We start from the raw sequence: 25,342 nt of genomic DNA, 5'->3' as shown, positions 1-25,342 counted from the left end.
GGTCGTTCCGGGATCCAAGGAGGCTGTCATGGGGGAACTGGCGGACCGGCTCGACCAGCTGCAGGTACGGATCAGCTCGCCGGACGGGCGGATCACCGCGGTGGTGAGCGGACGCGGCCGGCCGCTGGGCGTGGAGCTGCCGCCCGCGGCGTACCACCGGTATGCGGAGGCGACGCTCGCGCATCAGCTGGCGCAGCTGGGCCGGCTCGGGTACGCGGCCTACCGCCGGGAGTACCGGCAGCTGACCGATGCGGCGATCGACCGCCCGGTGCACGACGACATGCCCGACGTGGCCGGGCCGCGACTGCGGGAGTACCGGGCGCGGGTCGCGACGATCGCCAGCCACGGTGACGGCGGCGACGGCCGGGTCCGGCTGGGCGCGCGCGGGCTGGCGGAGTGGACGGTGTCGATCCGGACCGGCGTGACGCGGTCGGCCCCGGTCGGCGAGTTCCTGGGTTGGCTGCACACCGCGCTGGCGCGGCTGCTGGCCGACCACCACGCGCAGGCCGGGCGGATCCACCGCGCGGTGTACGAGGAACCGGTGCCGGACGTACCGGTGTCGGACGACGCGCCGTACCGGGTGCTGGGGTACTGGAGAGGAAGCCGATGAGACATCAGGACGAGGGTTCGGGACCGAGCCGCGACGCGGTTGTCGTCGACCTGGCGGACCTGTTCAGCATCGGACAGGTGCTGCTGCCGGCGCTGGTCGACGACTACGCCCGCCTCGGCCGCATGGCAGACGGCGTCGCCCAGCACGGATTGCCGTTGTTCGAATGGAATCCAGGGACTACCGGGGTCGACGGCAGCGGCTGGCAGTCGGTCAGCAGCGCGCAGGAGACCGGGCAACAGTGGTCGGGGTTGGCGCAGCTGCTGCGCAAGGCGTTCGACAGTTCCGCGACCAACCTGCAGTACGCCGCGTGGACGGTGCTTTCGATCGAGGCGCGTTACCAGGCGACCGACCACGTCTCGGCGGACGACCTGCAGAAAGCATGGGACGGCCAGGTCCGGGCGCTGGACGAGGGATTCCCGGGCGCGAAGGACACCAACGTCATGAACCATGTCGACACAGGGAAGGCCGGTCGGTGATGAGCGCACCCAGTCGGGACGAACTGCGGGGGATGGGGCAGGGGGTCGTGGACGCCGCTGTGCACTGCGCCGCCCTGGAGTACTCGATGATGCGCTACGTGCCGGGCGTGCCCATGCAGTACGGGCAGGGTGCGCCGGCACCGGATTCGGGGGCGCCGCCGCTGCTTCCGGCCGGCTACAAGAACTTCCTCCATTCCACCCTCGCCGACGTTCCGGAGCTGTTCGCCTCGTTCGCCGGGCCCGACCCCGACGACTGTGACCGGGTCGTCGGGCAGATCAACGCGGTCCGGCAGGCCCTCGGTGACGACGTTTCCGGCGATCCTGCCGACCAGCCGCCCGCGGGTTCGTGGACGCCGGCCGTGGCCGTCGCGCCGACCCTGAACGCGATCGCGAACCAGGCCCGCGGCTGGGTCGGTGCCGGAGCGCAGGCGTTCGGCACGTACGTCGACAACATCCGTGGCCGCAACTGCATCGTGGACCACCAGACCGAGACGACCAAGGTGCTGACCGTGGGCATCGCCGCCCACCAGAAGATCCTCACCTGGGCGTACGAGGACATCCAGCAGATCGGGCACGACACCATCAAGGTGCTCGACGCGGGTGGCAGCGGAGGCTGCGTCGGACCGGGGGCCACCATCGCGTTGCAGATCGCCAGCGACGTGGCGTGGGTGGCCGCCGCGGCCCTGGCCGAGGTCCCGATCGCCGCGATCGGCATGACCGCGATCGCCGCCGCCGCCGGCAACGCCACCACGATCGCCGGGCCGGGCGAGCAGAACGCGGTCATCCACGGCTCCACCGCGCTCCAGGTCATCTCCAGCATGTACGAGGCGATCGGCAAGCTGACCGGCCTGATCGCCAAACAGGAGGGTCTGGTGAGCGACCACCTGCGGTCCGCTTACGACACCGCCGACCGGTGGTACTACAGCGCCGGTCCGAACGCCGTCGGCCTGTACCCGCCGCCGCCCGGCGCGTTCTCCCAGCCTGCGGGGTGGACCGCGATGTGACGCACACTCCTCCCGTCCGTGCCGCCCTGGATCGCAAGGCCCGCACCGTGATCGGCGCCAGGACGCGGCGCTTGGTCCCCGTCCTTAATGTGGTGGGCGAGGATCAGGACCGGCCGACGACGGCCGTGCGCTGCGGGGGAGTACGGGTGGAGTCGTTCGGCGCGGTCTGACGGGAATGCCGGCTCGCGGCCGGCTGGACACAGGAACGGCTCGCGCACGCGTCGGGCGTGTCGGCACACACGATCATCACGCTCGAAACCGCGAAACGGCGGCCCCGGCTGTCCACCGTGGCGGCTCTGGCCGACGCGCTGCACCTCGACCAGGCACACCGGGACCGGCTCATCGCCGCGGCCCGCGACACCGCGGCGACAGCGGCACTGGACGGTGATGCACCAGGATCTGCAGGTGCGACCACGCCGACGGCCGAGGCGGTCGATGATGCCGCGCGGACCGGGCACCGGGACGGCAGCACGGCGACGAAGGGCGTACGGAGGGCCCTGCCGCGGGCAGTCGGCGACTTCTGCGGTCGGCTGCGGGAACTGACGCAGCTACTCGCCGCGTTCGACCACTCCTCGACACCGACGGCGGGCCGGATCGTGGCCGTGGACGGCATGGCGGGCGTCGGCAAGACCACCCTGGCCATACAGGCCGGACACGCGCTGGCCGAACGGTTCCCGGACGGGCAGGTGTTCCTGGATCTGCGCGGGCACACCGAAGGGCAGCGCCCGCTGTCGCCGTCGGCGGCGTTGGACGTGCTGCTGCGCGACGCGGGCGTGGGGTCTACCCCGGCGGGGGTGGAGGAGAAGGCCGCGGCGTGGCGCGCGGCCGTCGCCGGCCGCCGGCTGCTCGTGGTCCTCGACAACGCCGCCTCGGCCGCGCAGGTACGCCCGCTGCTGCCCGGATCCGAGTCCTGCGCCGTCCTGGTGACCAGCCGGGCCCGGTTGACGACGCTGGACGGTGCGCGCACGCTGACCCTGTCCGTACTGCCGGATCCGGAGGCGGTCGGGCTGCTCACCCGGGTCGCGTCCGACCGGATCGCCGAATCCGTCGCGCCGCTGCCGGTGGCCGACGCCCGCGAGGTCGTCGCGCTCTGCGGCCGGTTGCCGCTGGCGATCCGGATCGCCGGCGCTCGGCTACGCCACCATCCATCGTGGACAGTGCGGGACCTGGTCGCCCGGCTGCGCGCGGAGAACGACCGGTTGGACGAGCTGGCGGTCGCCGACCGCGGGGTGGCCGGCGCGTTCGCGCTGTCGTACGACACGCTGCCGGCCGACGTGGCGCGGGTGTTCATGCTGCTCGGCCTGCACCCGGGTACGACGATCACGGCCGAGCCCGTTGCCGCGCTCGCCGAGACCGACCGTAGGCAGGCGGCGCGGCACCTGGACGCGCTGGCCGACGCTCACCTGCTGGAGGAGACGGCCCCCGGCCGGTACGCCCTGCACGACCTGCTCCGCGTGTACGCGAGACGCCTCGCCGCCCGACTGCCCGACGCGGAGCGCACCTCGGCGCTGCGGCGGCTCGTCGGCTGGTACGCCCGGACGGCTCACTGCGCGGCCACGGCGATCGGCGCCGCCCGGCTCCTCGCGCCCGGCCCGGCGATCGAACCCGCGCCGTTGGACTTCGATGCCGAGGACGCCGCGCTGGCCTGGTTCGACCGGGAACAGGGCAGCCTCGACGCCAGCATGTCGACCGCCGCCGGCCTCGGCCTGCACGAGGACGTCTGCCGCTTGGCCGTCGCCCGGCAGCACCATCTCGTCCTGCGCCACCACGCCGACGACCGCGCCGCGACCTTCCTCGTCGCGCTCACCTCCGCCCGCGTCCTCGACGACCTCCAGGTACTCGCCCGGGTCCTGTGCGGGCTCGGTTCGGCACGCTTCGACCAGCGCCGCTACGACGACGCCCAGGCCAGTTTCCAGGAGGCGCTGGAGACGTACCTGTCGTTGGGCCAGCCGGCCGGCGCCGCCGGCGTACGCCTCGACCTGGCCTGCGTGCACGCCGAGAAGGGCGACCACGACGGCGCGATCGGCGAGATGACCCGGGCGTACCACGAGTTCGTGGAGGTGGGGGACCACCGGCGGCAGGGCCTGTGCCTGGTCAACATCGGCGAGATCAACCAGCGGCGCGGCAACCTCACCGAGGCGCTGCGGTACAGCCTCGCCGCCCTGCCGGTCACGAGGGCGCACAACAACGCGTACGTGCAGATCACCTTGCTCGGCAATCTCGCCGGCATTCACCGTCAGACGGGCGATCTCCAGCAGGCGCTCCGCTACCACCGCGAGCAGCAGGAGATGGCCCGGGCCGTCCGTGCGGAGCTCATGCGCGCCGAGGGGCTCCTCTCGTACGGCGACACCCTCGCCGCCCTCGGCCGGTACGCCGACGCCCGTGCGCGCTGGCGGACCGCCCACGAGCTTCTCCACCGCCACGATCATCCGCTGGCTGCCACCGCCCGTGCCCGTCTGGGCCCGGTGCCGCATCAGGACCGCACGAGCGTGGACGACGTGTCCCTGGCGACCTGATCGCGCGCCCGCATCTGGCCGTGAGCGGCTATCGAGCTGCCGGCGAGACCCTGCTTGACGGCGATGGAATCCAGCAGCCGCGCCGGCTCCGCTTGCCAGCCTTCGTCCGGGCCGTCCGGCGGCGCCCGTGCGCGTGGCACGGACGCGGGGGAGCCCCGGGCCACCCCCTTCGGCCCGGGGCTCGGTACCCGTGGATGTCAGCGGGTCGCCTTCACCCACAGGGTCGGGTGGTCGGTGATCCACTTCGGCGACGCCTTGGCCGCGACCTTGGCGACGTGCATCGTCGTGATCACGTGCTGCACGTCCCCGTCACTCTTGCGGGTCACGTACCGGGTGGACGCCTTGATGCAGCGCCGGAGTGACGCCTGGTCCGCCGGTGTCTTCTTGCTCCACTTCAGGTTGAGGTCACCGGCGATGATCAGCGGGTCGCGGCCGGCGAACTTCTGTGCCCGCTCGATCATCTGCAGGCACTGTGCTTCCGTGTACTGGCGCCTGGAGTCGGGGCCGCCGTGCTTCGCGATGTTGAGCAGTTGGGTGGTGCAAACCGTGAAGCCGGACATCTTGCGGCAGCCCATCGTGCGCCGTTCCGCGACGTACGGCCACTGGCTCCGGTACTTCAGGTAGTCCCGGTGCGTCGCGTACGGCTTCGGCAGCGCGGCCTTCGTGATGATGGCCGACCCGTACCGGGTGGAGCCGCGGGAGGACTTGCACTTCAGCGCGCCGCCGTGCTTCGACCTGACCGGGAAGAACGAGTCGCCCCGGTAGGTGACGCCCTTGTACCCGAGCTTCTTCTTGAGGCCCTGGAGGTCCTTCCCGCAGATCTCGTTGAGGGTGATGACGTCGGGCGGGGTGGCGAGTGAGTGCACCCGCTTCACCGCCCACGCCATCGTCTTCTTCGCGATGTTGTCGTCACCGATGTTCCCGTAGTGGTCCCGCTTCTTCGTGAAGCAGTGGGCGGAACCGCTGTTGCACAGGTTCATCTGGATCACGCGGAGCGTGTGCGGGGCGGCGGGTCGCCGCACCTGCGCGGCGGCGCCCGTGGCGGGTGCGGCGGCCAGCGGGATCGCGAGCGCGGCGGCCACGAGCAGCCCCCGGAGTCGTCTACTGGACATCTGGTCTCCTCCAGATCATCGATACTCGGGCGATGTGCGGTCACCGTGTCAGCCGCCGATACACCCGCGATGGCTGCGATCCGGCGGCCGCGTGTATCGGCCTGGCCGCGCCGGAAGGGGGCAGGGATGCGGTTCGAGGCGCTGGGGCGGCTGGCCGTGACCGACGACGCGGGCCGGCCGTACGGGATGGGGTCGTTGCGGCAGCGGCAACTGCTGGCGGTGCTGCTGTGCCGGCCTGGCCGGTCGGCGTCCAACGAGATGCTGCTGGACGCGCTGTGGGGCGGCCGCCCGCCGCCGAGCGCCTGGCAGAACCTCCGGACCTACGTGTACCGGGTGCGGCAGACGATCGGACGTGACCGGATCCGTTACGCCGCACCGGACTACACCCTGGCCGTACAGCCGGGTGAGGTGGACGTCGACCGGTTCGAGGAGATGGCCGCGCGGGGTCGGCGCGCCTGGGCGGACGGCGACGCCGGTGCCGCCGCGGAGCAGCTCGCCGCGGCGCTCGGCTGCTGGCGGGGCGAACCGTACTCCGGGCTGGACGACGGGATCGACGAACCACCGGCACCGGTCCGGATCGAGTCGACCCGGCTGACCGAGCTTCGCCTCGCCGTACTGGAGGACCGGCTGGCGGCCGACCTCGTACTCGGCCGGCACCACGATCTGGTGCCGGAACTGACCACCCTCGTCGAGGCGCATCCGTTACGGGAGCGGCTTCGCGGGCAGCTGATGCTCGCGCTGCACCGCTCGGGCCGTACGTCCGAGGCGCTGTCGGTGTTCCGTACCGGACGGCGGATGCTGGTCGAGGAGCTCGGTATCGACCCGGGCCCGGAGCTGTGCGACATCGAGCGCGAGATACTCGCCGGCAGCCCGGCGCCCGAACAGGTACCGGTCACGGCGGGCGGCTCCGCCAGCGGGGCGGGGGAATCGCCTGCTGGCACGGGGATTCGGCCGGGTGGCCGCGCGCCGGGGTGGTGGGGGCAGTGCCAGCTTCCGGGCGACATCATCGACTTCACCGGTCGCCGTACCGAGCTGCGCGCGCTGGACGAGCTGCTGCGCCGCCCGCCCGACCAGTCCCCGACGATCTGCGTCCTGCACGGCATGGGCGGTGTCGGCAAGACACGCCTCGCGGTGCACGCCGCGCACCGTCACCTGCACGCCGACCGGTACCCCGACGGCCAGCTCTACGTCGACCTGCGCGGTGTCACCGCCGACCAGCAGCCCGCCGACCCGTCCGACGTGCTGGAGTCGTTCCTCCGGCAGCTCGGCGTGCCGGGCCAGCTGATCCCGGGCGACCCGGGCGCCCGGTCCGCGATGTTCCGCAGCCACCTGGTCGAACGGCGCGTCCTGGTACTGCTCGACAACGCCGCCACCGAGGACCAGGTACTGCCGCTGCTGCCCGCCGGCCGGTACTGCGCGGTACTGGTCACCAGCCGCCGCAACCTGTCGCTGGAGGGCGCGGTGTCGCTGCACGTCGACGTGTTCCCCGAGGCGGACGCGGTGGAGTTCCTGGCGGTCAACGCGGGCGGCGCGCGGGTCGCTGCCGAGCCGGACGCGGCCGCGGAGATCGTACGGCTGTGCGGGCACCTGCCGATCGCGGTGGCCCTCGCCGCGCACCGGCTGCGCGCCCGCCCGGCCTGGCAGTTGCGCGACCTGCTCGCCCGGATGCGCAACCGGCACCGGATCCTCGACGAGCTGGTCGCCGGCAGCCGGGCGGTGCAGGACGTCGTCGACCTGTCGTACCGGGCGCTGTCGCCGGCCCAGCAGCGGGTCTTCCGGTTGCTCGGCGCCCATCCCGGTACCGACGCGACCGCGCGGTCGATGGCCGCGGCGGCCGACCTGGATGCGCGTACGGCGGAGGACCTGCTGGAGTCGTTGCTGGACGAGCACCTGCTGGTACAGACGACACCCGACCGGTACCGGATGCACGACCTGGTCCGCGCGTACGCACGGCACCTGGTCGACACCCGCGAACCTGGCGAGCGGCGCTCGGTGACGCTGGGCCGGCTGCTGCGGTACTACCGGCGGACGGCGACGCTGGCCCGCCAGGCGCTCGACCCGCACCTCCATCCGGTGTTCGAGCCGCCCGGCGACGACGGCGACGCGACCGGCACGTTCCACGACCGGGACGACGCGCTGCGCTGGTTCCATGCCGAACGTGCCGCGATGGTCGCGGCGATCCACGCCGGGGCCGACAGCGGCGAGGACCGAGTCACCTGGCAGCTGTCCGCGGTGCTGCTCTCCTTCTTCTACCTGAGCAAGCACTGGGACGACTGGCTCGACACCCACCGGGTCGGCCTGCTCGCCGCGGAACGCGTCGGCGACCTCGCCGGGCAGGCGCGGCTGCAGATGGGCCTCGGCGTGGCGTACGACGACCTGGGGCGGTTCGACGACGCCGTCGCGCACCACGAGACCGCCGCGGCACTGTTCCGCCGTACGTCCGACCGGCGCGGCGAGGCGTGGAACCTCAACAACCTCGGCGTGGTGTACGACAACCTCGGGCGGTTCCCGGAGGCCGCGGACCGGTACCAGGCGGCGCTGGAGCTGTTCCGCGACCTCGGCGACCCCAAGGGGCAGGGATTGTGCCTCAACAACCTCGGCGACGTGCACCGCCAGCAGGGCCGGCACGACCGCGCCGAGGACTGCCTGCGCCGGGCGCTCGACGCCCAGCGCGGCTGCGCCGACCGGGAGGCGCAACGCATCACCTTCGGTACGTTCGGCGACCTGTACCGCGATCTGGGGCGGACCGCGCAGGCCGCCGCGGCGTACCGCGACGCGCTGGAGATCTGCGTCGAGTTCGACGACCGGTGGCGGGCCGACCAGCTGCGCCGGCACCTCAAGGCCCTCGACGCCGGCGAGAACGACGCCAGCCCCTGAACGGTCACGCCGGTCGAGGCGTTGCCCCGGCCCATGGCTGCCGGTACCCGATGAAGGGGGCACATGCGGCAGGGGAGTGCGGCCGGGTCGGCACCGGGCAACCCGCCAGAGTGGTCGCAGTGCGGCTGATCGGCGACGGGCACCAGCAGGCGGGGTGGCCGCTCGGGCCGGCGGGGGCAGGACGTTCGGCCACGGTGCCTGGCAGTACCGCGCGGTACGTTGAAATGACGGTCCGGAGTCGAGGGGGCGGTGGTGACCCCGACGCAGTTGCGGGCGTTCTCGGCGGTGGTACGGCTGGGGTCGGTGCGGCGGGCCGCGGACGAGCTGGGTGTGTCCGAGGCGGCGGTGTCGTCGAACGTCGCGAAGCTGCGCCGCGAGTTGGGCGACCGGCTGTTCGTGCCGTCGTCGCAGGGGCTGGCGTTCACGCCGGGCGGGTTGCGGCTGGCGAGCCGTGCCGCCGAGCTGCTGGGCCTGCAGGACCGCACCGTGTACGAGGTGCGGCAGGCGGCGGGGACGCAGCGGCTGTTGCGGATCGGGGCGTCGAGCATGTTCGCGGAGCAGGCGGCGCCGGGGCTGATCGCGCTGTTCACGTCGCGGGCGCGGGATCTGGACGTGGAGCTGAGCGTGCACCCGCCGGCCCGGTTCGCGACCGCGTTGCACAACCGGGAGGTGGACGTGGCGATCGGGCCGCGCCCGGCGGGACTGTCGGATGCCCTGTCGTGCCGGCCTTTCCTGCGGTACCGGATGATCGCGGTGGTGGGGCCGGAGCATCCGCTGGCGGGTACGGCGGTGACGGTGGCGCAGTTGCGGGCGCAGACGTGGCTGCTGGGCCCGTCGGCGGCGTCCGACGTCGGCGCGGTGTCCGGGCTGCTGCACCAGCTGCGCGTACCGGAGGAGCACCAGCAGATCTTCCAGAGCCATGCGGCGGCGGTGGATCAGGCGAAACGGTCGAAGGGGGTGGCGATCGCGCCGTCGTTCGCGGTGACGGCGGACCTGGCGAGCGGCACGCTGGTGCGACTGTCCGGTCCTGGTACGGCCGTGGAGGGTGCCTGGCACACCGTCGTACTGGCCGGTGTTGAGCCCGCGCCGGCCGCGGAGCTGGTGCGGTTCATCGCGACGCCGCGGGCGATCCAGGCGATGATGCGCGGTTCGGGCGTCACGGCCGGGCGGTTCCGGCCGTCGATCCACATCACGCTGTGGTCGTGACGGGCCGGCGGGAAAGCGCGGCGCAGCCGGCGATCTCGTCCACCACCCCGCGCAGCGCGGCGAACGTGCCCCCGGGCACGAGCCGGTCGCAGTACGGGAGGGCGGCGGCCATCGCCGCGACCCGCGGCTCGAACCCCGGTACGCCGGCACGCGGGTTGACCCACAGGATCCGGTAGGCGCGGCGGCGTACGCGGGCCAGTTCGGCGGCGAGGTCGGCGGCGGGGCAGCTGTCCCAGCCGTCGGAGGCGATCACGACGACCGCGCCGCGCAGCAGGTCCGCGTGCCGGGAGGCGAGCAGCGCGTGCAGGTTCGCCGCGATCCTGGTACCGCCGAACCGGTCGGCGACGGCCGCGGTCGCCTGGGCGGTCGCGTCGGTCGCGGATCGCCGGCGCAGCGCGGGAGTCAGCCGCGTGAGGCGGGTGGCGAACGCGAACACCTCGGCGTCCGTGCCGCGCACGAACGCCCGCCCGAGGTGCAGGTACGCGGTGGCCTCGGCCTGCATCGACCGGCTCACGTCGCAGAGCAGGACCAGCCTTCGCGGTCGGCGTACGGGACTGGTGCGGACCAGGTCGATCGGTTCCCAGCCGGTACGCCGGGACCGGGCCATCGTCTCGCGCAGCGCGGTCCGGGTGCCGCGCCGGCGTACGGCCCGGCGGCGGGTGCGGCGGGTCGGCAGTGCCGGCAACGCCGCGGCGAGCCAGTCGGCGAGCAGCGCGTACCGTGCCGCGTCGAGGTCCTCGAACGGGGTGTCGGCGAGGCCGGCCGCCGCGCTCGGCAACCGCTGCGGTACGCCGGGGCCGTCGGGCGCGTCCCCGTCGGCGACGCCGACGACGGTGGGCCGGATCGCCCACGGCAGGCCGGATCCGCCCGGTTCCGGCGGTCCCGGCGCGGCCGACGCCGCCGGCCTGCCCGCCGGGGGACGGTGCCGGGCGTGCGGGTCGGTGCCGAGTGCCGCGTCGGCGAACAGCTCGGCGAACACCGCGTCGAACGCCGCCAGGTCCGCATGCCGCCGTACGACGGCGATCCGGGCCGTCCAGTACAGGGCGGTGGGGGTGGTGGGGGTGCGGGTCGCGAGTGCCCGCACGAACACACCGGTCGCGGTCAGGTCCACCGGTACGCCGCGCTCGCGCAGCCGCCGCGTCAGCGCTGCCGCGAACGCGGCCCGGTCCACGCCGCGCAGCAGTCGCGGCACCGGCCCCGGTACGACGGTCACCGGAACGCCCCGCGCCCCGCCGCCGAACCGGCGGAAACGCCTGCACCGCAACCGGTTCGCATCACACGTGCGCCGGGTCGGGCAGGTCGGCCAGCGCGCCGGTGACGGTGTCCCGGTCGTCGGCGGTCTTGGCCAGCGCCGACAGCGTCCGCAGCGCGGCCGGGCGCGTCAGCTCGCCGACCCCGAGTACGGAGAGGGCGGAGAGCCAGTCGATCGCCTCGGCGAGACCGGGTGGCTTGTCCAGGTCCAGTGCGCGGACCCGGCCGACGAACTCGGCGCCCGAGGTGATCAGCGGCCCGGCCGCGTCCGGTACGGCCCGGCGCAGGATCCGCGCGACCCGTTCCGCCGCCGGGAAGTCGATCCAGTGGTACAGGCAGCGTCGGCGCAGTGCGTCGTGCAGCTCCCGGCTGCGGTTGGAGGTCAGCACCACGATCGGGCGCCGCGCGGCGGTGAACGTGCCGATCTCGGGGATGCTGACCGACGCCTCGCCCAGGAACTCGAACAGCAGCGCCTCGAACTCGTCGTCCGCGCGGTCGATCTCGTCGATCAGCAGCACCGGCGGGCGCGGCCCGGCGTACCGGATCGCTTGCAGGATGGGGCGATCGGACAGGAACTCGGCCGTGAACAGGTCGGCGTCGCGGAGCCGTTCGCCGCGCGACTCGGCGAGCCGGATCGCCAGCAGCTGGCGCTGGTAGTTCCACTCGTACAGGGCTTCGGAGGCGGTGAGGCCCTCGTAGCACTGCAGGCGGATGAGCGCGGTGTCGAGCGCCTGCGCGAGCGCCTTGGCCGCGGTCGTCTTGCCGACGCCCGGTTCGCCCTCCAGCAGCACCGGCTGGCCCAGCCGTACCGCGAAGAACAGGGCGGTGGCGAGGCCCTCGTCGACGAGGTAGCCGACGCTGTCCATCCGGTCGGCCAGCTCGGCCACCTCGGTGAGCGCGCTGGTCATGGGCCGCTCGCGGCGTCGGCGGCCAGCAGCGCGCGGTAGTCGTCCAGGGTGTCCACGTCGATCGGGACCGGGCCGGTGACCGGCAGCTCGACCACGTCGTACCGGCCGGAGTGCAGCAGCTTCCAGACCGCCTTGTCACCGTGCAGGGCCGCCAGCGCCCCGAACGTCCTTCGGCCGAACCAGAACGGGTGCCCGAGCCCGTCGTCGTATCGGCACACACCGATCGGCGTACCGGTCGGCACGCGCACCGCGGCCCCGGGTACCGGCGCGACCGGGATCGGTTGCGTACCACCGGATCCCGGTGCGGTCGCGGCGTGGACGAGGCGGCGCACCACGAACGGTTCGACGCCCGGCTGGTCGCCGAGCAGCAGGACGACGCCGGCGGAATCCGGGTCCACCGCGGCGATCGCGCTGCTGATCGACGAGCCGCAGCCGTCGCCGAAGTCCGGATTGCGCACCACCTGCGCGCCGGTCAGGTCCACCCGCGCGTGGATCTCGTCGGCCGCGCCACCCAGCGCGACGAGGATCTGCGCGAAGCCGCACCGCCGGGCCACGTCGAGCGTCGCCGCCAGCAACGTCGCCCCCCGGTACGGCAGAAGCTGCTTCGGCGCGCCCAGCCGCGCCGACCCGCCGGCCGCCAGCACCACCCCCGTCACGCGCACCTCAGGCACCGACCTTCTCCGCGTACCGGTCGCGGCATCCGGTACTGCAGAACCAGAAGCGCTCGCCGTCGACCGTCAGCGTCGGGGTGTCCGGGCCGACCACCACGGTCATCCCGCACACCGGATCGACCTCCTGGCGTACCGCCGGCGGCTCCACGCTCGGCGCCGCGAGCCCCCCGGTACGCAGCTCGCGGACGATCTCGCCGACGATGGCCAGCGCGATCTCCGCCGCGCTGCGGGCGCCGATCGGCAGCCCGGCGGGGGAGTGCACCCGGCGGCGTTCGGCGTCGGTCAGCGCGGCGTCGGCGAGGACCGCGGCGCCACGCCGCCCGCTGGCCACCAGCCCGACGTACCCGGCGCCGTCGGCCAGCGCGGTACGGATCGCGCCCACCTCGTCGCCGCCGTGGCTGGCCACCACCACCGCGGTCGGCGCGCGCCCGCCGGATCCGGTGTCCAGCGCCAGGCCGACGATCGGCGCCAGTTCGGCGACCGCGCGGGCGATCGGCGAGTCGCCGACCACGCGTACCACCGGCGCGGGCAGCTCGGGCGCCAGGAACAGCTCGATCGCGCCGCCCGACAGGCAGGGGTTCACCACCACCTGCGCCCCCGGTACGTCCGGGAACGGCGCCGCGCCGTCCGGCAGGATGCGCAGCAGGACGGGTTCGCCGGCGCGCAGCGCGGCGAGCGCCGCGACCCGTACCGAGCCGGTCACGCACTGGCCGCCGACGAACCCGTCGATGGTGCCGTCCGCGCGCACCACGGCGCTGTCGCCCGGCCGGGCCGAGGTCGGCGGCTGCGCGCGCACCACCGTGACCCGCACGTACGGCGGCTCCGCGGTCCGCACACCGCCGCCCCCGCGTTCGCTCACCCCGACACCGTCCCTTCCGTACTCCCGCGCCCGCCCGCCGCGGTGCGTGTCGCCCGGAACCGTTGCCCACCAACGGTTCCCGGCCCGGCCGGCGGGCCACCAGCCGCCGGAACCGTTCGCCGCCACCGGATCAGATCGGCGGCGTGGGGTGGCCCTGCATCGCCTCCCAGACCCGGGACGGGGTCAGCGGCATGTCCAGCCCGGTGATCCCGTACGGTGCCAGCGCGTCGATCACCGCGTTGACGATCGCGGCGGGCGAGCCCACGGTCGCCGACTCGCCGACGCCCTTGGCGCCGATCGGGTGGTGCGGCGACGGCGTCACCGTGAACCCGGTCTCCCAGTCGGGCGTCTCCAGCGCGGTCGGGATCAGGTAGTCCATCAGCGATCCGCCCAGGCAGTTGCCCTCCGGGTCGAACGCGATGATCTCCATCAGCGCCATGCCGAGCCCGTCGGCGAGCCCGCCGTGCACCTGACCCTCGATGATCATCGGGTTGATCCGGGTACCGCAGTCGTCGACGGCGACGAACCGCCGCACCCGTACCTGCGCCGTGCCCGGGTCGACGTCCACCACGCAGATGTACGCGCCGTTCGGGTAGGTGAGGTTCGGCGGGTTGTACGTGATCTGCGCGTCCAGCGAGCCTTCGACGCCCTCGGGCAGGTCGCCCGCGCCGTGCGCGCGCATCGCGATCTCCTGGATGGTCACCGACCGCCCCGGGTCGCCGGCCACCTGGAACGAGCCCTTCACCCACTCCAGGTCGTCCGGCGCGACCTCCAGCATCGCCGAGGCGATGACCCGCGCCTTGTCGCGTACCTTGCGGGCCACCAGCGCGGCGGCGGCGCCGGACACCGGCGTGGAGCGCGACCCGTACGTGCCGAGGCCGAACGGGGTGTTGTCGGTGTCGCCGTGCACCACGTCGATGTCGTCCGGCGAGATGCCCAGCTCCTCGCCGACGATCTGCGCGAACGTGGTCTCGTGGCCCTGCCCCTGGCTCTGCACGGACAGCCGTACGACGGCCTTGCCGGTGGGGTGCACCCGCAGGTCGCAGCCGTCGGCCATGCCGAGGCCGAGGATGTCCATGTGCTTGCGCGGCCCGGCGCCGACCGCCTCGGTGAACGTGGACACCCCGATGCCCATCAGCTCGCCGCGTTCCCGGCGCCGTGCCTGCTCGGCCCGCAGGTCGTCGTAGCCGGCGATGCGCATCGCCTCCCGCAGGGTCGCCGCGTAGTCGCCCGAGTCGTACACCCATCCGGTCGGTGTCGCGTACGGGAACTGGTCGGGGCGGATGAAGTTGGCGAGGCGCAGCCGTGCCGGGTCCTGGCCGAGTTCGGCGGCGAGCCGGCTGACGAGCCGCTCCACCAGGTACACGGCCTCGGTGATCCGGAACGAGCACGCGTACGCGACACCGCCCGGCGCCTTGTTCGTGTACACCGCCGTCATGTGGCAGTAGGCGGCCTTCAGGTCGTAGCTGCCGGTGAACACCCCGAAGAACCCCGCCGGGTACTTCACCGGCGCCGCGGTCCCGTTGAACGCCCCGTGGTCGGCCAACACGTTGGTACGCAAGGCGAGGATCTTCCCGTCCTTGGTCGCGGCGATCTCCCCGCGCATGATGTAGTCGCGCGCGAACCCGGTACTGGTCAGGTTCTCCGAGCGGTCCTCCATCCACTTGACGGGCTTGCCGGTCAGCAGCGACCCGACGATCGCACACACGTACCCGGGGTAGATCGGGACCTTGTTGCCGAAGCCGCCCCCGATGTCCGGCGAGATCACCCGGATCTTGTGCTCCGGCAGCCCGGCGACCAGCGCGTACAGGGTGCGGTGGGCGTGCGGCGCCTGGCTGGTCGACCACAGCGTCAGCCGGCCCTCGACCGGGTCGAAGTCGGCCACGCAGCCGCAGGTCTCCATCGGCGCCGGGTGCACCCGCGGGTACACGACGTCCTGGCTGACCACGACGTCCGCGTCGGCGAACACCGCGTCGGTGGCGGCCGCATCGCCCGCCTCCCAGTCGAAGCAGTGGTTGTCGGCCTTGCCCTCCAGGTCGTCCCGGATCACCGGCGCGTCCGCGTCCAGCGCGTGCCGCGCGTCCACCACCGGCGGCAGGATGTCGTACTCGACGTCGATGAGTTCGAGGGCGTCGCGCGCGGCGTACCGGTCGTCGGCGACGACGCACGCCACCTCCTGGCCCTGGAACCGCACCTTGTCGGTGGCGAGTACGGCCTGGACGTCGTTGGACAGGGTCGGCATCCACGCCAGGCCCTGCGCGGCGAGCGCCTCGCCGGTGATGACCGCGCGGACACCGGGATGCGCCTCGGCGGCGCTGGTGTCCACCGACACGATCCGGGCGTGCGCGACGGGCGAGCGGAGGATCGCCATGTGCAGCATCCCCGGCAGCCGTACGTCGTCGGTGTAGCGCCCGCGCCCGCGTACGAACCGCGGGTCCTCCTTGCGCAGCATCCGCCCGTGCCCCACGGGATGCTGGTCGTTGTCGATCTCCTCGGCCCGCCGGGTGGGTGGCCGTTCGACGGTGGTCATGACGTGCTCCCTGCCGTGGCGTGCCGCTCCTCGCCGGTCGTCTCCGGTACGGCGTCCCGGGCCTCGCCGGCGTGTCCGAGGTCCTCGGCGTCGGCGCTCGGCGGTCCGGCCGTCGCGGCGCCGTCGGCATGGTCGGCCGCCCACTGCACGGACCGGACGATCGTCGCGTACCCGGTGCAGCGGCAGATCTGGCCGGAGATCGCCGCCCGGATCTCCGCCTCGTCCGGATGTGGCGTACGGTCCAGCAGCGCCCGCGCGGTCATCATCATCCCCGGCGTACAGAAGCCGCACTGGAGGCCGTGGCAGCGCATGAAACCCTCCTGGACCGGGTCCAGGGTGCCGTCCGCCTGCGCCAACCCCTCCACGGTACGGATCCGGTGGCCGTCGGCCATCGCGGCGAGCACCGTGCACGACTTCACCGGCTCGTCGTCCATCCACACCACGCAGGTACCGCAGTTGCTCGTGTCGCAGCCCCAGTGCGTACCGGTGAGGCCGAGGTCGTCGCGCAGGAAGTGCACCAGCAGCAGCCGCGGCTCGACCTCGCGGGTCACCCCCGTGCCGTTCACGGTCATCGTCACCTGCATGGTCAGGACCCCCCGTCCGCGATCCGCCCGACCGACCGTCGCAGCGTGCGCCGGGTCAGTTCCTCCACCAGATGCCGCTTGTACTCCGCCGTTCCGCGCATGTCCGTCGTGGGATCGCAGCTCGCCGCGGCCAGCGCGCCGGCCCGCTCGTACAGGTGCTCGCCGGGGGCCTGGCCGCGCAGCAGCTCGGACACCGCCGGCAGGACGACCGTGTGCGGGCCCACCGCCGCGTACCCGACGCGCGCGTCGACGATCGTGCCGCGGGACAGCGTCACCGCCGCCGCGGCCGACACCACCGCCCAGTCCCCGGCCCGCCGCTCCACCTTCTCGAACGCCGACGACGAGTACGGCCGCACCGGGATCCGTACCTCGACGAGCATCTCGCCGTCGCCGACTGCCGTCTCGTACGGGCCGCGGTGGAACTCGGTCATCGGCACGACCCGTTCCCCCGTACTGCTGCGGATCACGCACCCGGCGTCCAGGCAACTGCACACCGCCGACAGGTCCTCCGACGGATCGGCCTGGCACAGCGAACCGCCGATCGTGCCGCGGTTGCGTACCACCGGATCGGCGATGACCCGCTCGGCGTCGCGGAAGATCGGCAGCACCGCCGCCAGCTCGTCGGACTCCAGCAGCTCGCGGTGCCGGGCCAGCGCGCCGAGCTGGACGACGTGCGGCTCGATCCGCACGTACCCCAGCTCGTCGTGCAGGTCGTTGATGTCGATCAGGTACTCCACGTCGGCCAGCCGTAGCTTCATCATCGGCAGCAGGCTGTGCCCGCCGGCGATCAGCCGCGCCGTCTCGCCCCGCCGCTCCAGCAGGGCGATCGCCTGGTCGACGCTGCCCGCCCGGTCGTACTCGAAAGGTCCGGGAACCTGCATGGCAGCCCCCTGTGCGCAGCGGACCCGACCCGCCGCCGGGCCCCCTCTTCCGCAGCACACACCCGGGCCACGCGGCCGTCAATCGCCGCCTAACCGTTCGCTTAACCGGCGCGGACGTACGCCCGCACACCGCCCGTGTCCGACATGCAGTACTTGCCGCGCAACAACCACCCGGAGGTGCCGGTCGCGCGGAAGGTGATTGTCGGAGAACAGGAACCCGAACCCTGGTTGTCGTGCGGCAAGCTCCACCCGAGTGCTTGCCGCACGACAACCACGCCGTCACTCGCCGGCGAGGGCGCGGGCCACCGTGAGGCTGTCCTCGTACACGGCGTAGCGGGTGATGCGGCCGTCCTCGACCGTCAGGTGCACGGCCACCTTTGCCGCGTACTCCCGGCCCGTTGCGCGCACCGTCTGCCGGATCTCGCCGAGCAGCACGGCGTCGGTGTCGTGGACGACGAGGTGCGGTTCCGGCGCGGCCGACCCGCCCGCGGCGTGGTGTGCGGCGATCTCCCGGAAGTGCGCGACGACGTCGGCCCGGGTGTGCCGCGGCCGGATCCACGGCACCGCCGGATGTCCCTCGTCCGGCCAGTCGAGTACCCACTCGACCTCGTCGGCGAACAGCTCCCCGATGTCCTCCGGGTTGCCGTCCGCCAGCCGCCGCACGAACGCCTCCGCGATGGCCCGGGTACTCGCGCACGGCGGCACCGGCAGCGTGTACTGGAAGTCCTCGCGGATCCGGCCGTCGGCGTCGAGCAGCAGCACCATCCGGCCGGCCCACTCGACCGGCCCGCCCGCCGCCGGCACCATCCAGATCGTGAACGTGACGGTGTCGTGGTGCCCGACCACGTCACCCGCCGACCGGAACACGTATCCGCCGTCCCGGACCAGCTGCTCGTACGCCGAGGCGACGCGGTCGGTCAGCGCCTCGTGCCCCCGGTACACGCTCTCCTCGGTCGCCTGTGTCCCGTCGGCGGCCCACAGCGCCGCCACACTCTCCTTGCGTACCACCGGATCCGGCTCGTGCCAGACCGCCACGTACCGTTCCGCGAACGCGTCGATGTCGAACTTCATGCCGGTACCGTAGGCCCGGCCCACTGACACCTTCCGGCAGCGACCGCGACTCCACTGTGGACCTTCCGGCGGGATACCCGGAAGGCGGTGTCGTGGCTGGCATCGCGGGCCTACGATCGCCGACATGACGATCCCCAGAGTGATGGTGCGGAAGCTCATGGTCGCCGCGCTCGTGCTCGCCGTCGCCCTCGGCATGGCGTTCGCGGGCGCGGCGAGACCGGCACACGCCGGCGCGGCCCATCAGCTGCTGTTCTTCAACCACGCGTACGGCGTGTTCGACCGGGAGACCGCCGACGCCATCGAGCATTCCGAGTACCTGAAGGACTTCGCGAACTTCCAGGTGCGCACGACGACCGGGGCCGGCGGCGAGAAGTGGACCGGACGGTACCTGCTGGGTCGCGAGACCTACCTGGAACTGTTCGGCGTCGGTGACGTGCCCGGCCAGGACGGCACCCTCGGCGCCGCCGGCACCGGCCTGTCCGTCGAGCGCGCCGGCGACCTCGCCACCGTGACGCAGCGGCTGCGCGACGAGGGCGTCGCCGATCCGGTGACGTTCCGGCAGACCCGCGACTTCGGTGACGGCAAGCCGGTCCCGTGGTTCGACGCCGTCTTCACCGACTCCGCCTACGACGCGTACAACGCGTGGGGCATGGAGTACCTGCCCGAGTACTTCGCGGATCCCCGCAGCAACACCAAACCGGCCCGCTACCCCGGCGACGTCGGCCGCCTGCGGTACATGCCCGACGGGTACCAGGACCACCTGATGCGCGACGTCACCGAGGTGAGCATCGACGTCACCAGCGGCGACCTGGGCGACACCGTGCCGCTGCTGCGCGCCGGCGGGTTCGTCGTCCGCAGCACGCAGTCGGGCGCCGTCGCCGTCCGCGGCGGCACCACGCTCCGGTTCACGACCAGGCCGCGCGACCATGTCGGCGTGCGCCACGTCGAGATGTCCCTCAACCACCCCGTCGGGTACCGGCACGTCGAGCAGCTCGGCCACTCGACCCTCGTGGTCGGCCCCGGACTCCACGCGGAGTGGTCGTTCCCGCTGGTGTGACCCCGTTCCCCGGCCGGTCCACGGACCGGCCGAGGCGGGTCGTCGTCGTGTCCGCGCTGACGAGGCCGCGGCGCCAACGTGACAACTCTGATCTACTTATGTAGATTAGCGCCCCATGGAGATGCTGCCACGCATTGGCCGGGCCACCGTGGACGTGCTGACCGTCCTGCTGGACAGTCCGGAGCCGCGCTGGGGACTCGAGCTGATCACGATGACCGGACGACCATCGGGCACGGTGTATCCGCTGCTCGACCGGCTGGAGAAGGCCGGCTGGGTGGAGTCGCGCTGGGACGATGACGCCGAACGGCGCGGCCCCCGACGTCGCTGCTACACGCTGACACCCGACGGCGCCGAGGCCGCCCGCGACGTGGTACGGCAGGCGCGGTCGCGACACGTCCGCCGCTCGTTCGGGCCGGCGCGCGGGGCGGAGGCAACCGGATGAGCGTGCGCCTCGCATACACGGTCGTCCGTGCCGCCACGAGACTCGTGCCGGACCCGGCAGTTCGCGAGCGGTACCGGGAACAGTGGTTCGCTGACCTCGACGGCGCGGCGGAACTGGGCCTGACACCGGCACGCGTCTCTCTGGGCATGGCCGTCGCGGCGGTCCGGCTCGCCGCAGCCGACCGGCGCGGTCTCGTCGCCGTCGCGACCGGGGCGCTGCACCTCCGTCGGATCAGCGACCGGGCACGCCGCCGGTTCGCGGTCGTCCAGATCGTCGCCGTCGCCCCGTACCTGTACACGCTCGGCCTGTACGTCGTGGGGCGGGTGAGCTACGGCATGACGCGTGCCCAGATGGTCACCGACGCCGCCGACCCGAAGGGGCTGTTCGTGTTCGGGTTGTGGAACCCGTTCGCCTGGCCGTTCCCGCTGGCCGTCTACTACCAGCTGTTCGCCGGGTGGTACGCCGCCACCGTGCTGGTCCCGTTCGGGCTCCTGCTCGCGGTCGGTGCCCGGCGACGTCACCGCGTTCTGCTGCTCGCCGCGTCGCTCGCGGCCGTGGCGGTGACCGTCGTCGGTGCCACCTCGTTCGGCGCCGACCTCCGCACGTGGATCCTCGACTAGCGGAGACTCGTCGGGCGTCGCGCAGTGCGGCGATCCGGTCGGGCAGGCACGTCGGCGCGGCGCGGCGTGCCGTATTCACAAGCCGACCGCGGCCGACTCAACGTCCACAGTGGACAGATCGCCACGCACGCTCACGCCCTGTGACCTGCCCCGAAGGGGCCGGGACCGCTCCCGCGGGCCGCGCCTACCGCGGCGGGACAGGCGTCGACCGGAGGGGAGTGGACCGTGGGACTGTTCCGACGAGGTCAGCGGACCCCGCAGGAGATCGGGATCCTGTTCCACATAGCCGATCTCGGCTCCCTGTATGGACAGGCCGCGTACCGGATCCTGTTCGACAGCCTTGATCCGCGGCGGCTCGCCGGCTGCTCGCTGTACGACGGCGACACGGCTGCGACCATCGCCGGCAGCGCCAACACCTGCTGCGTCGCCGTCCGCGCCACCGACCCGACCCAGATCGAGTACGTCCGCGCCACGCTCGCCGACCGTACGGACACCGGCTTGCTGGCCCCGGACCGGCGGTTCCTCACCGGCGCCGCCACGGCGGTCGAGCCCCTCGTACCGGCGGGTGTGGTCGACGCGGCGCGCCGGCTGGTCGTGGATCCCGAGGAGATGGTCCAGCCGGGCTGGGCCGACGGCACCCCCTGGACCATCCTCACCCACTGACGGCGTCGGCTGGGCCCGGCGGCGCCGCGCCACCACGACGACATCGACGGCCGCGGCAACGGCCGTTCCCGGGCGCACGGGCCGGGCTGCGGGGTGGCGATCGCGCACCGCGGCGCACCGCTGCCCCAGCGCGGGGAACCCGGCGTGAGTGGGGTCACGTCACAGGATCGGGTCGGGCGCACTCATGTGGGGTGACCGCACTTCACCGGAACCCCAGGGAGTACCCGATGTCCGTCACCTACACCATCGTCACGATCGCCGCCGCGCTGTGGGTCGGATTCTCCGGCGTCTCGCTGCTGCGCCAGGCCGACTTCGTCGCCAAGCCGCTCGTCGAGTACGGCGTGCCGCGGGCGCTGTGGCCGTACCTCGCGGTGGCCAAGCTCGCCGGGGCGGTGGGCCTGCTGGTGGGTCTGCTCGTGCCCGCGATCGGCGTCGCCGCCGCCATCGGCCTCATCCTGTACTTCCTCGGCGCCGTGGTCACTGTGCTGCGTGCCCGGTCGTACCGGACGGTGATGTTCCCGGTGCTGTACCTGGTGCCGGTAGTGGCGGCGCTGGCCCTCGGCGCGCTGGCCTGAGCGTGGTGGCGGCCGCCCGTGGTGCGGCACCGGCGACACCCACCGGCGCCGCACTGTCCACAGTGGAATCAACGGCGCGCCGGACAGTGGCCGACCGCGCCGGGACCGGGATAGCGTTGGCGACCATGCGATCCCGTACTGCCGACGAGCGCCGGCGCGACGTCCTGGACCGGCTGACCCGCGAGTCGGACGTGTGGGTCGCCACCGCCGGCGAGGACCGCCAGCCGTGGCTGGTGCCGCTGTGGTTCCGCTGGGACGGGACCGCGATCTGGTTGTCCACCAGCGCATCCAGCCCGACCGGACGCAACCTGCGTGAGACCGGGGCGGCCCGCCTCGCGTTCGGCGACACCGACGACGTGGTGATCGTCGACGGTGACGTCGAGACGTTCACCACCGCGGACGTACCGGTCGACGCGGCGGACGCCATCGCCCGCGCGTGGGGCTGGGATCCGCGCCGCAACGACACCAACGCGTTCTTCCGGGTACTCCCGCGCACCGTCCTGGCCTGGCACGGCGAGCACGAGCTGCCCGGCCGCCGCATCATGACCGGCGGCACCTGGACCACCCCGTCCTGACCCCGCCTTCCCTTGTACGCCAAGGCGAACCGCGCCCGGGTGGCGGTGGTCACCCGCGCGTGCTGTTACCTCTGCCCGCCCGCGCCCGTCATCCCGGCGACAAGGACGCGCAGCGGCGGCCGGTGCCGCACCGGTACGCCAGGATAGGGAGTAACGCCATGGGCAAGGTGTGGTTCGTGACCGGGTCGTCGCGCGGGCTGGGGCGCGAGTTCGTGCGGGCGGCGCTGGAGCGCGGGGACCGGGTGGCCGCGACGGCGCGCGACACCGGCAGCCTGGCCGACCTGACCGCGGAGTACGGGGATGCGGTGCTGCCACTGGCGATGGACGTCACCGACCCGACCGCCGTGACCGGTGCCGTACGCCGGGCCGTGGAGCACTTCGGTCGCCTCGACGTCGTCGTCAACAACGCCGGGTACGCGCAGATCGGGGCGATCGAGGAGCTGACCGGTGCCGAGGTGCGCGCCCAGTTCGAGACGAACCTGTTCGGCGCGCTGTGGGTGATCCAGGCCGTCCTGCCGTACCTGCGGGAGCAGCGGTCCGGGCACATCGTGCAGCTGTCGTCGGCCGCCGGACTGATCGCGATGCCGATGGGCGGCGCGTACCAGGCGTCCAAGTGGGCGCTGGAGGCGCTGAACGAGACGCTCGCGCAGGAGGTCGCCGAGTTCGGCGTACGGGTCACCATCGTCGAACCGGGCGGCTACGCAACCCGCGACGGCAACAACCCGGATCCGCTCGCGAACGGCCACCTGGCACAGGCCCACCCGGCGTACGCTGCGCTGCGCGAGCGGCTCGCCGGTGCGCTCGGCGGCCAGCCCGCGGGCGACCCGGCCGCCGCCGCCCGCGCCCTGCTCACCGTCGTCGACTCGGCGGAGCCGCCGCTGCGCATCCTGTTCGGCCAGGGCTTCTACCCGATGCTGCAACAGGTCTACGCCGACCGGCTCCGTACGTGGGCCGACTGGCAGGAGCTGTCCGCCGCCGCCCAGGGCACCCGCTGATCCTGCCCCCGGCCCGGCCCGGCACCGTTCGGGCCGGGCCTTGTGATGCGTGGATCCCTTGCCGTACAACGGATTCACGATGGGAGTGCCGGGTTCACCCGCCGACGTGACGACGGACCGCGGCACGCGCGGCGTTACCGGCCAGTACGAGAGGGTGCTGTCGCGGCGTGTCGCCGGCGTCATGGGGTCGGCGGTCGCGACGACGTCCTGCGCGCTGCGTGAGCACCGCCGCGGGCGACGGGCGTCCGGTGGTACGACAGCTCGCGATGACGCCCGTCGATCGGTCGAACGCAGTGTCAGCGCCCCGCGGAACGGGTCGCGCCGCAGGTCAGGGTATGCGTGCGAGACATCCGTGATGATCGCCACTGCGCAAGAACCTTCGTGCGGCGAACGAAAAAAGTTCGTTGCGCACAGCGAGTCACACGCTCTGTGGCGGCACTACCACGGCTCGGGTGCCGAGCGCCAGGTACTGGCGCAGGTCAGAACCCATATGACGCAAAACCCGTGGCTGGAGCCTTATTCATCGGTCCGCGTCACTGGGTGACGATGACCCGCTCCGGTGCCACGTAAGGTTTCTCGGTCCCATCAAACGGACGGCTTTACGGCCGGGCACCGACGGAATCCGCTGGTACCCTCCACCCGCAACGGCACTTGGGTGGGAGCCGTTGCAAAAGACTTCAGCCCCAATCACGCTTCGTGAATTCAGGAGTAGGCATGAGTGATCGCTGTCCATCCCTCTCCGAACATCTCATGACGCAATTGGTGGGCCTGCACGGCGTACTCGGACGGTCGGATCACCGTGCTGCCACCGGGATGCTGGCGGACGTGCTCGGGCCAGCCGGTCAGCGTAGCCTGGACGAGCCGGGTCAGTGGTTCTCGGACGTGGCCGACGACGGAACGCCGCTCGAATTCTCGCTGGCGTTCGATCACGCGAAGGAACCGACGCTGCGACTGCTCACCGAGGCCGTCGGAGCCGATCCCGGTAAGTACGCGAATCAGTTGGCGGCATTGGCATGCCTGGATTCGTGGCGGGACCGCTACCACCTCTCGACGGAGCGGTTGGATCGGGTCCGGGATCTGTTTCTTCCCGATGACAACCAGGGTCTGTTCTCGATGTGGCTTTCGCTGGTGTTCCGTTCCTCGGGACTGCCGCGCGTCAAGGTGTACTTCGATCCGGAGGCGCAGGGCCCGCACCGGGCCGGCGATCTCGTCGCGGAGGGACTGCGGCGGATGGGCCTCGGCGCGGCGTATCCGACGCTGCTGGCGCACACCGGCCGGCCGGACCGTGTCGGCGGCGACAGGTTCAGCTTCTTCGCGCTGGATCTCCACGAGGACAGCGCATCCCGCGTCAAGGTGTACGTGTCGCACCGGGACGGCACCGCGGACGACGCGGTGCTCGCGGCCCGCGCGGTGCCGGGCGTCGACGACGACGAGGTCCGCGAGTTCGTCGCCGAGATCGGCGGCCCGGGGCCGTTCGACTCGCGTCCACTGATCTCCTCGTACACGTTCGTCGACGGCGACACCGACCGCCCCAGCGGCTACAGCCTCTACATCCCGATCCGCGCGTACGTGGCGGACGACGCGGTGGCCCGGCGACGCGTCGGCCGGCTGCTCGACCGGTACGGCTACGATGCCTCGCTGCTGGACGCCGCGATCGCCGTACTGACGGATCGGTCGTTGTCGTCGGGGAGCGGGCTCATCGCGCACGTGTCGCTGCGCTTCGGGGCCGGCGTCCCCGGCGTGACGATGTACCTGTCGTCCGAGGCGTACGCCGTGGCACCGCCGCGGCCGGACGCCGAGGCTTTGGTCGCGTTGTCTGATGGCGGCGGACGCCGCCGAGTGGACGCTTGAGGAGCGCT

Annotated in this window: 23 protein-coding genes and 1 pseudogene; 15 read left to right on the top strand and 9 right to left on the bottom strand. The window is 72.7% G+C overall.

Going from position 1 to position 25,342, the window contains the following annotated elements; genetic code table 11:
* Positions 1 to 28 precede the first annotated feature (28 nt).
* From Aru02nite_RS12120 to Aru02nite_RS37450, 5 genes and pseudogenes are all read left to right on the top strand, one after another.
* Positions 29 to 610 carry a YbaB/EbfC family nucleoid-associated protein gene (locus Aru02nite_RS12120; RefSeq protein WP_203657533.1) on the top strand — a complete coding sequence of 194 codons (582 nt, stop codon included), beginning with the start codon at positions 29 to 31 and terminating at the stop codon, positions 608 to 610.
* Positions 611 to 687: 77 nt separating this feature from the next.
* A complete protein-coding gene (locus Aru02nite_RS12115; RefSeq protein ID WP_203657532.1) occupies positions 688 to 1,086 on the top strand; it encodes a hypothetical protein in 399 nt (132 codons plus the stop codon).
* The gene (locus tag Aru02nite_RS12110) at positions 1,086 to 2,090 is read left to right on the top strand and encodes a hypothetical protein (protein ID WP_203657531.1); all 1,005 of its coding nucleotides are present in this window, start codon (positions 1,086 to 1,088) and stop codon (positions 2,088 to 2,090) included. The genes Aru02nite_RS12115 and Aru02nite_RS12110 overlap by 1 nt, the downstream gene beginning before the upstream one ends.
* A gap of 182 nt (positions 2,091 to 2,272) precedes the next feature.
* Positions 2,273 to 3,025, top strand: a pseudogene (locus Aru02nite_RS37190) (helix-turn-helix domain-containing protein); the annotation flags it as partial.
* Between the two features lie 354 nt (positions 3,026 to 3,379).
* Positions 3,380 to 4,606 (top strand): tetratricopeptide repeat protein, encoded by a 1,227-nt coding sequence (locus Aru02nite_RS37450; RefSeq protein ID WP_308446265.1) that lies wholly within the window; start codon positions 3,380 to 3,382, stop codon positions 4,604 to 4,606.
* A 197-nt stretch (positions 4,607 to 4,803) separates the two neighbouring features.
* On the opposite strand, the gene Aru02nite_RS12100 is transcribed toward Aru02nite_RS37450, so the two are convergent.
* Positions 4,804 to 5,718: an endonuclease/exonuclease/phosphatase family protein gene (locus Aru02nite_RS12100; protein ID WP_203657529.1), complete on the bottom strand. Its 915-nt coding sequence runs from the start codon at positions 5,716 to 5,718 to the stop codon at positions 4,804 to 4,806.
* 126 nt (positions 5,719 to 5,844) lie between these two features.
* Between Aru02nite_RS12100 and Aru02nite_RS12095 the strand changes: the two genes are divergently transcribed.
* Together Aru02nite_RS12095 and Aru02nite_RS12090 are read left to right on the top strand one after the other, a co-directional pair.
* The gene (locus Aru02nite_RS12095) at positions 5,845 to 8,595 is read left to right on the top strand and encodes an AfsR/SARP family transcriptional regulator (RefSeq protein ID WP_203657528.1); all 2,751 of its coding nucleotides are present in this window, start codon (positions 5,845 to 5,847) and stop codon (positions 8,593 to 8,595) included.
* Between the two features lie 252 nt (positions 8,596 to 8,847).
* Positions 8,848 to 9,801: a LysR family transcriptional regulator gene (locus tag Aru02nite_RS12090; RefSeq protein WP_203657527.1), complete on the top strand. Its 954-nt coding sequence runs from the start codon at positions 8,848 to 8,850 to the stop codon at positions 9,799 to 9,801.
* Here Aru02nite_RS12090 and Aru02nite_RS12085 read toward each other — a convergent pair.
* From Aru02nite_RS12085 to Aru02nite_RS36580, 8 genes are all read right to left on the bottom strand, one after another.
* The gene (locus Aru02nite_RS12085; protein WP_239076623.1) at positions 9,785 to 11,014 is read right to left on the bottom strand and encodes a vWA domain-containing protein; all 1,230 of its coding nucleotides are present in this window, start codon (positions 11,012 to 11,014) and stop codon (positions 9,785 to 9,787) included. The genes Aru02nite_RS12090 and Aru02nite_RS12085 overlap by 17 nt on opposite strands.
* A 61-nt stretch (positions 11,015 to 11,075) precedes the next feature.
* Positions 11,076 to 11,960: an AAA family ATPase gene (locus Aru02nite_RS12080; protein WP_203657526.1), complete on the bottom strand. Its 885-nt coding sequence runs from the start codon at positions 11,958 to 11,960 to the stop codon at positions 11,076 to 11,078.
* Positions 11,957 to 12,631, bottom strand: coding sequence for a nucleotidyltransferase family protein (locus Aru02nite_RS12075; protein WP_239076622.1), 675 nt, complete (start codon positions 12,629 to 12,631; stop codon positions 11,957 to 11,959). The genes Aru02nite_RS12080 and Aru02nite_RS12075 overlap by 4 nt, the downstream gene beginning before the upstream one ends.
* On the bottom strand, positions 12,624 to 13,490 hold the full coding sequence (locus Aru02nite_RS12070; protein WP_203657525.1) for an XdhC family protein: 867 nt from the start codon (positions 13,488 to 13,490) through the stop codon (positions 12,624 to 12,626). The genes Aru02nite_RS12075 and Aru02nite_RS12070 overlap by 8 nt, the downstream gene beginning before the upstream one ends.
* A gap of 130 nt (positions 13,491 to 13,620) precedes the next feature.
* On the bottom strand, positions 13,621 to 16,020 hold the full coding sequence (locus Aru02nite_RS12065; RefSeq protein WP_203657524.1) for an aerobic carbon-monoxide dehydrogenase large subunit: 2,400 nt from the start codon (positions 16,018 to 16,020) through the stop codon (positions 13,621 to 13,623).
* Complete coding sequence (locus Aru02nite_RS12060) at positions 16,017 to 16,604, bottom strand: (2Fe-2S)-binding protein (RefSeq protein ID WP_203657523.1); 588 nt, start codon at positions 16,602 to 16,604, stop codon at positions 16,017 to 16,019. Before Aru02nite_RS12060 ends, Aru02nite_RS12065 begins: the two co-directional genes overlap by 4 nt.
* A gap of 2 nt (positions 16,605 to 16,606) precedes the next feature.
* Positions 16,607 to 17,485: an FAD binding domain-containing protein gene (locus Aru02nite_RS12055; protein ID WP_203657522.1), complete on the bottom strand. Its 879-nt coding sequence runs from the start codon at positions 17,483 to 17,485 to the stop codon at positions 16,607 to 16,609.
* Positions 17,486 to 17,764: 279 nt separating this feature from the next.
* The gene (locus Aru02nite_RS36580) at positions 17,765 to 18,556 is read right to left on the bottom strand and encodes a nuclear transport factor 2 family protein (protein ID WP_239076621.1); all 792 of its coding nucleotides are present in this window, start codon (positions 18,554 to 18,556) and stop codon (positions 17,765 to 17,767) included.
* 124 nt (positions 18,557 to 18,680) lie between these two features.
* Here Aru02nite_RS36580 and Aru02nite_RS12045 point away from each other — a divergent pair, with 124 nt between their 5' ends.
* The 8 genes from Aru02nite_RS12045 (at position 18,681) to Aru02nite_RS12010 (ending at position 25,334) form a co-directional block, all read left to right on the top strand.
* On the top strand, positions 18,681 to 19,613 hold the full coding sequence (locus Aru02nite_RS12045; protein ID WP_203657521.1) for a DUF5829 family protein: 933 nt from the start codon (positions 18,681 to 18,683) through the stop codon (positions 19,611 to 19,613).
* A gap of 115 nt (positions 19,614 to 19,728) precedes the next feature.
* Positions 19,729 to 20,055 carry a PadR family transcriptional regulator gene (locus Aru02nite_RS12040; protein ID WP_203657520.1) on the top strand — a complete coding sequence of 109 codons (327 nt, stop codon included), beginning with the start codon at positions 19,729 to 19,731 and terminating at the stop codon, positions 20,053 to 20,055.
* Positions 20,052 to 20,675: a hypothetical protein gene (locus tag Aru02nite_RS12035; RefSeq protein WP_203657519.1), complete on the top strand. Its 624-nt coding sequence runs from the start codon at positions 20,052 to 20,054 to the stop codon at positions 20,673 to 20,675. Before Aru02nite_RS12040 ends, Aru02nite_RS12035 begins: the two co-directional genes overlap by 4 nt.
* A gap of 225 nt (positions 20,676 to 20,900) precedes the next feature.
* Entirely contained in the window at positions 20,901 to 21,338 is a 438-nt protein-coding gene (locus Aru02nite_RS12030; RefSeq protein WP_203657518.1) for a hypothetical protein, read from the top strand.
* Positions 21,339 to 21,565: 227 nt separating this feature from the next.
* Positions 21,566 to 21,913 (top strand): DoxX family protein, encoded by a 348-nt coding sequence (locus tag Aru02nite_RS12025; RefSeq protein ID WP_203657517.1) that lies wholly within the window; start codon positions 21,566 to 21,568, stop codon positions 21,911 to 21,913.
* Between the two features lie 125 nt (positions 21,914 to 22,038).
* On the top strand, positions 22,039 to 22,488 hold the full coding sequence (locus tag Aru02nite_RS12020; protein ID WP_203657516.1) for a pyridoxamine 5'-phosphate oxidase family protein: 450 nt from the start codon (positions 22,039 to 22,041) through the stop codon (positions 22,486 to 22,488).
* A 158-nt stretch (positions 22,489 to 22,646) separates the two neighbouring features.
* Positions 22,647 to 23,483 carry an SDR family NAD(P)-dependent oxidoreductase gene (locus Aru02nite_RS12015; RefSeq protein ID WP_203657515.1) on the top strand — a complete coding sequence of 279 codons (837 nt, stop codon included), beginning with the start codon at positions 22,647 to 22,649 and terminating at the stop codon, positions 23,481 to 23,483.
* A gap of 651 nt (positions 23,484 to 24,134) precedes the next feature.
* On the top strand, positions 24,135 to 25,334 hold the full coding sequence (locus Aru02nite_RS12010; protein ID WP_239076620.1) for a tryptophan dimethylallyltransferase family protein: 1,200 nt from the start codon (positions 24,135 to 24,137) through the stop codon (positions 25,332 to 25,334).
* Positions 25,335 to 25,342 lie beyond the last annotated feature (8 nt).

It is taken from the genome of Actinocatenispora rupis (assembly GCF_016861975.1).
GTDB lineage: Bacteria > Actinomycetota > Actinomycetes > Mycobacteriales > Micromonosporaceae > Actinocatenispora > Actinocatenispora rupis.
This window is presented reverse-complemented; position numbering and strand designations above follow the sequence as displayed.

Coding starts and splice junctions, on each gene's coding strand:
- Aru02nite_RS12120 (WP_203657533.1), top strand. CDS start 29: ATGGGGGAACTGGCGGACCGGCTCGACCAGCTGCAGGTACGGATCAGC.
- Aru02nite_RS12110 (WP_203657531.1), top strand. CDS start 1,086: ATGAGCGCACCCAGTCGGGACGAACTGCGGGGGATGGGGCAGGGGGTC.
- Aru02nite_RS37450 (WP_308446265.1), top strand. CDS start 3,380: ATGCTGCTCGGCCTGCACCCGGGTACGACGATCACGGCCGAGCCCGTT.
- Aru02nite_RS12100 (WP_203657529.1), bottom strand. CDS start 5,718: ATGTCCAGTAGACGACTCCGGGGGCTGCTCGTGGCCGCCGCGCTCGCG.
- Aru02nite_RS12095 (WP_203657528.1), top strand. CDS start 5,845: ATGCGGTTCGAGGCGCTGGGGCGGCTGGCCGTGACCGACGACGCGGGC.
- Aru02nite_RS12080 (WP_203657526.1), bottom strand. CDS start 11,960: ATGACCAGCGCGCTCACCGAGGTGGCCGAGCTGGCCGACCGGATGGAC.
- Aru02nite_RS12065 (WP_203657524.1), bottom strand. CDS start 16,020: ATGACCACCGTCGAACGGCCACCCACCCGGCGGGCCGAGGAGATCGAC.
- Aru02nite_RS12060 (WP_203657523.1), bottom strand. CDS start 16,604: ATGCAGGTGACGATGACCGTGAACGGCACGGGGGTGACCCGCGAGGTC.
- Aru02nite_RS12055 (WP_203657522.1), bottom strand. CDS start 17,485: ATGCAGGTTCCCGGACCTTTCGAGTACGACCGGGCGGGCAGCGTCGAC.
- Aru02nite_RS36580 (WP_239076621.1), bottom strand. CDS start 18,556: ATGAAGTTCGACATCGACGCGTTCGCGGAACGGTACGTGGCGGTCTGG.
- Aru02nite_RS12045 (WP_203657521.1), top strand. CDS start 18,681: ATGACGATCCCCAGAGTGATGGTGCGGAAGCTCATGGTCGCCGCGCTC.
- Aru02nite_RS12040 (WP_203657520.1), top strand. CDS start 19,729: ATGGAGATGCTGCCACGCATTGGCCGGGCCACCGTGGACGTGCTGACC.
- Aru02nite_RS12035 (WP_203657519.1), top strand. CDS start 20,052: ATGAGCGTGCGCCTCGCATACACGGTCGTCCGTGCCGCCACGAGACTC.
- Aru02nite_RS12025 (WP_203657517.1), top strand. CDS start 21,566: ATGTCCGTCACCTACACCATCGTCACGATCGCCGCCGCGCTGTGGGTC.
- Aru02nite_RS12020 (WP_203657516.1), top strand. CDS start 22,039: ATGCGATCCCGTACTGCCGACGAGCGCCGGCGCGACGTCCTGGACCGG.
- Aru02nite_RS12015 (WP_203657515.1), top strand. CDS start 22,647: ATGGGCAAGGTGTGGTTCGTGACCGGGTCGTCGCGCGGGCTGGGGCGC.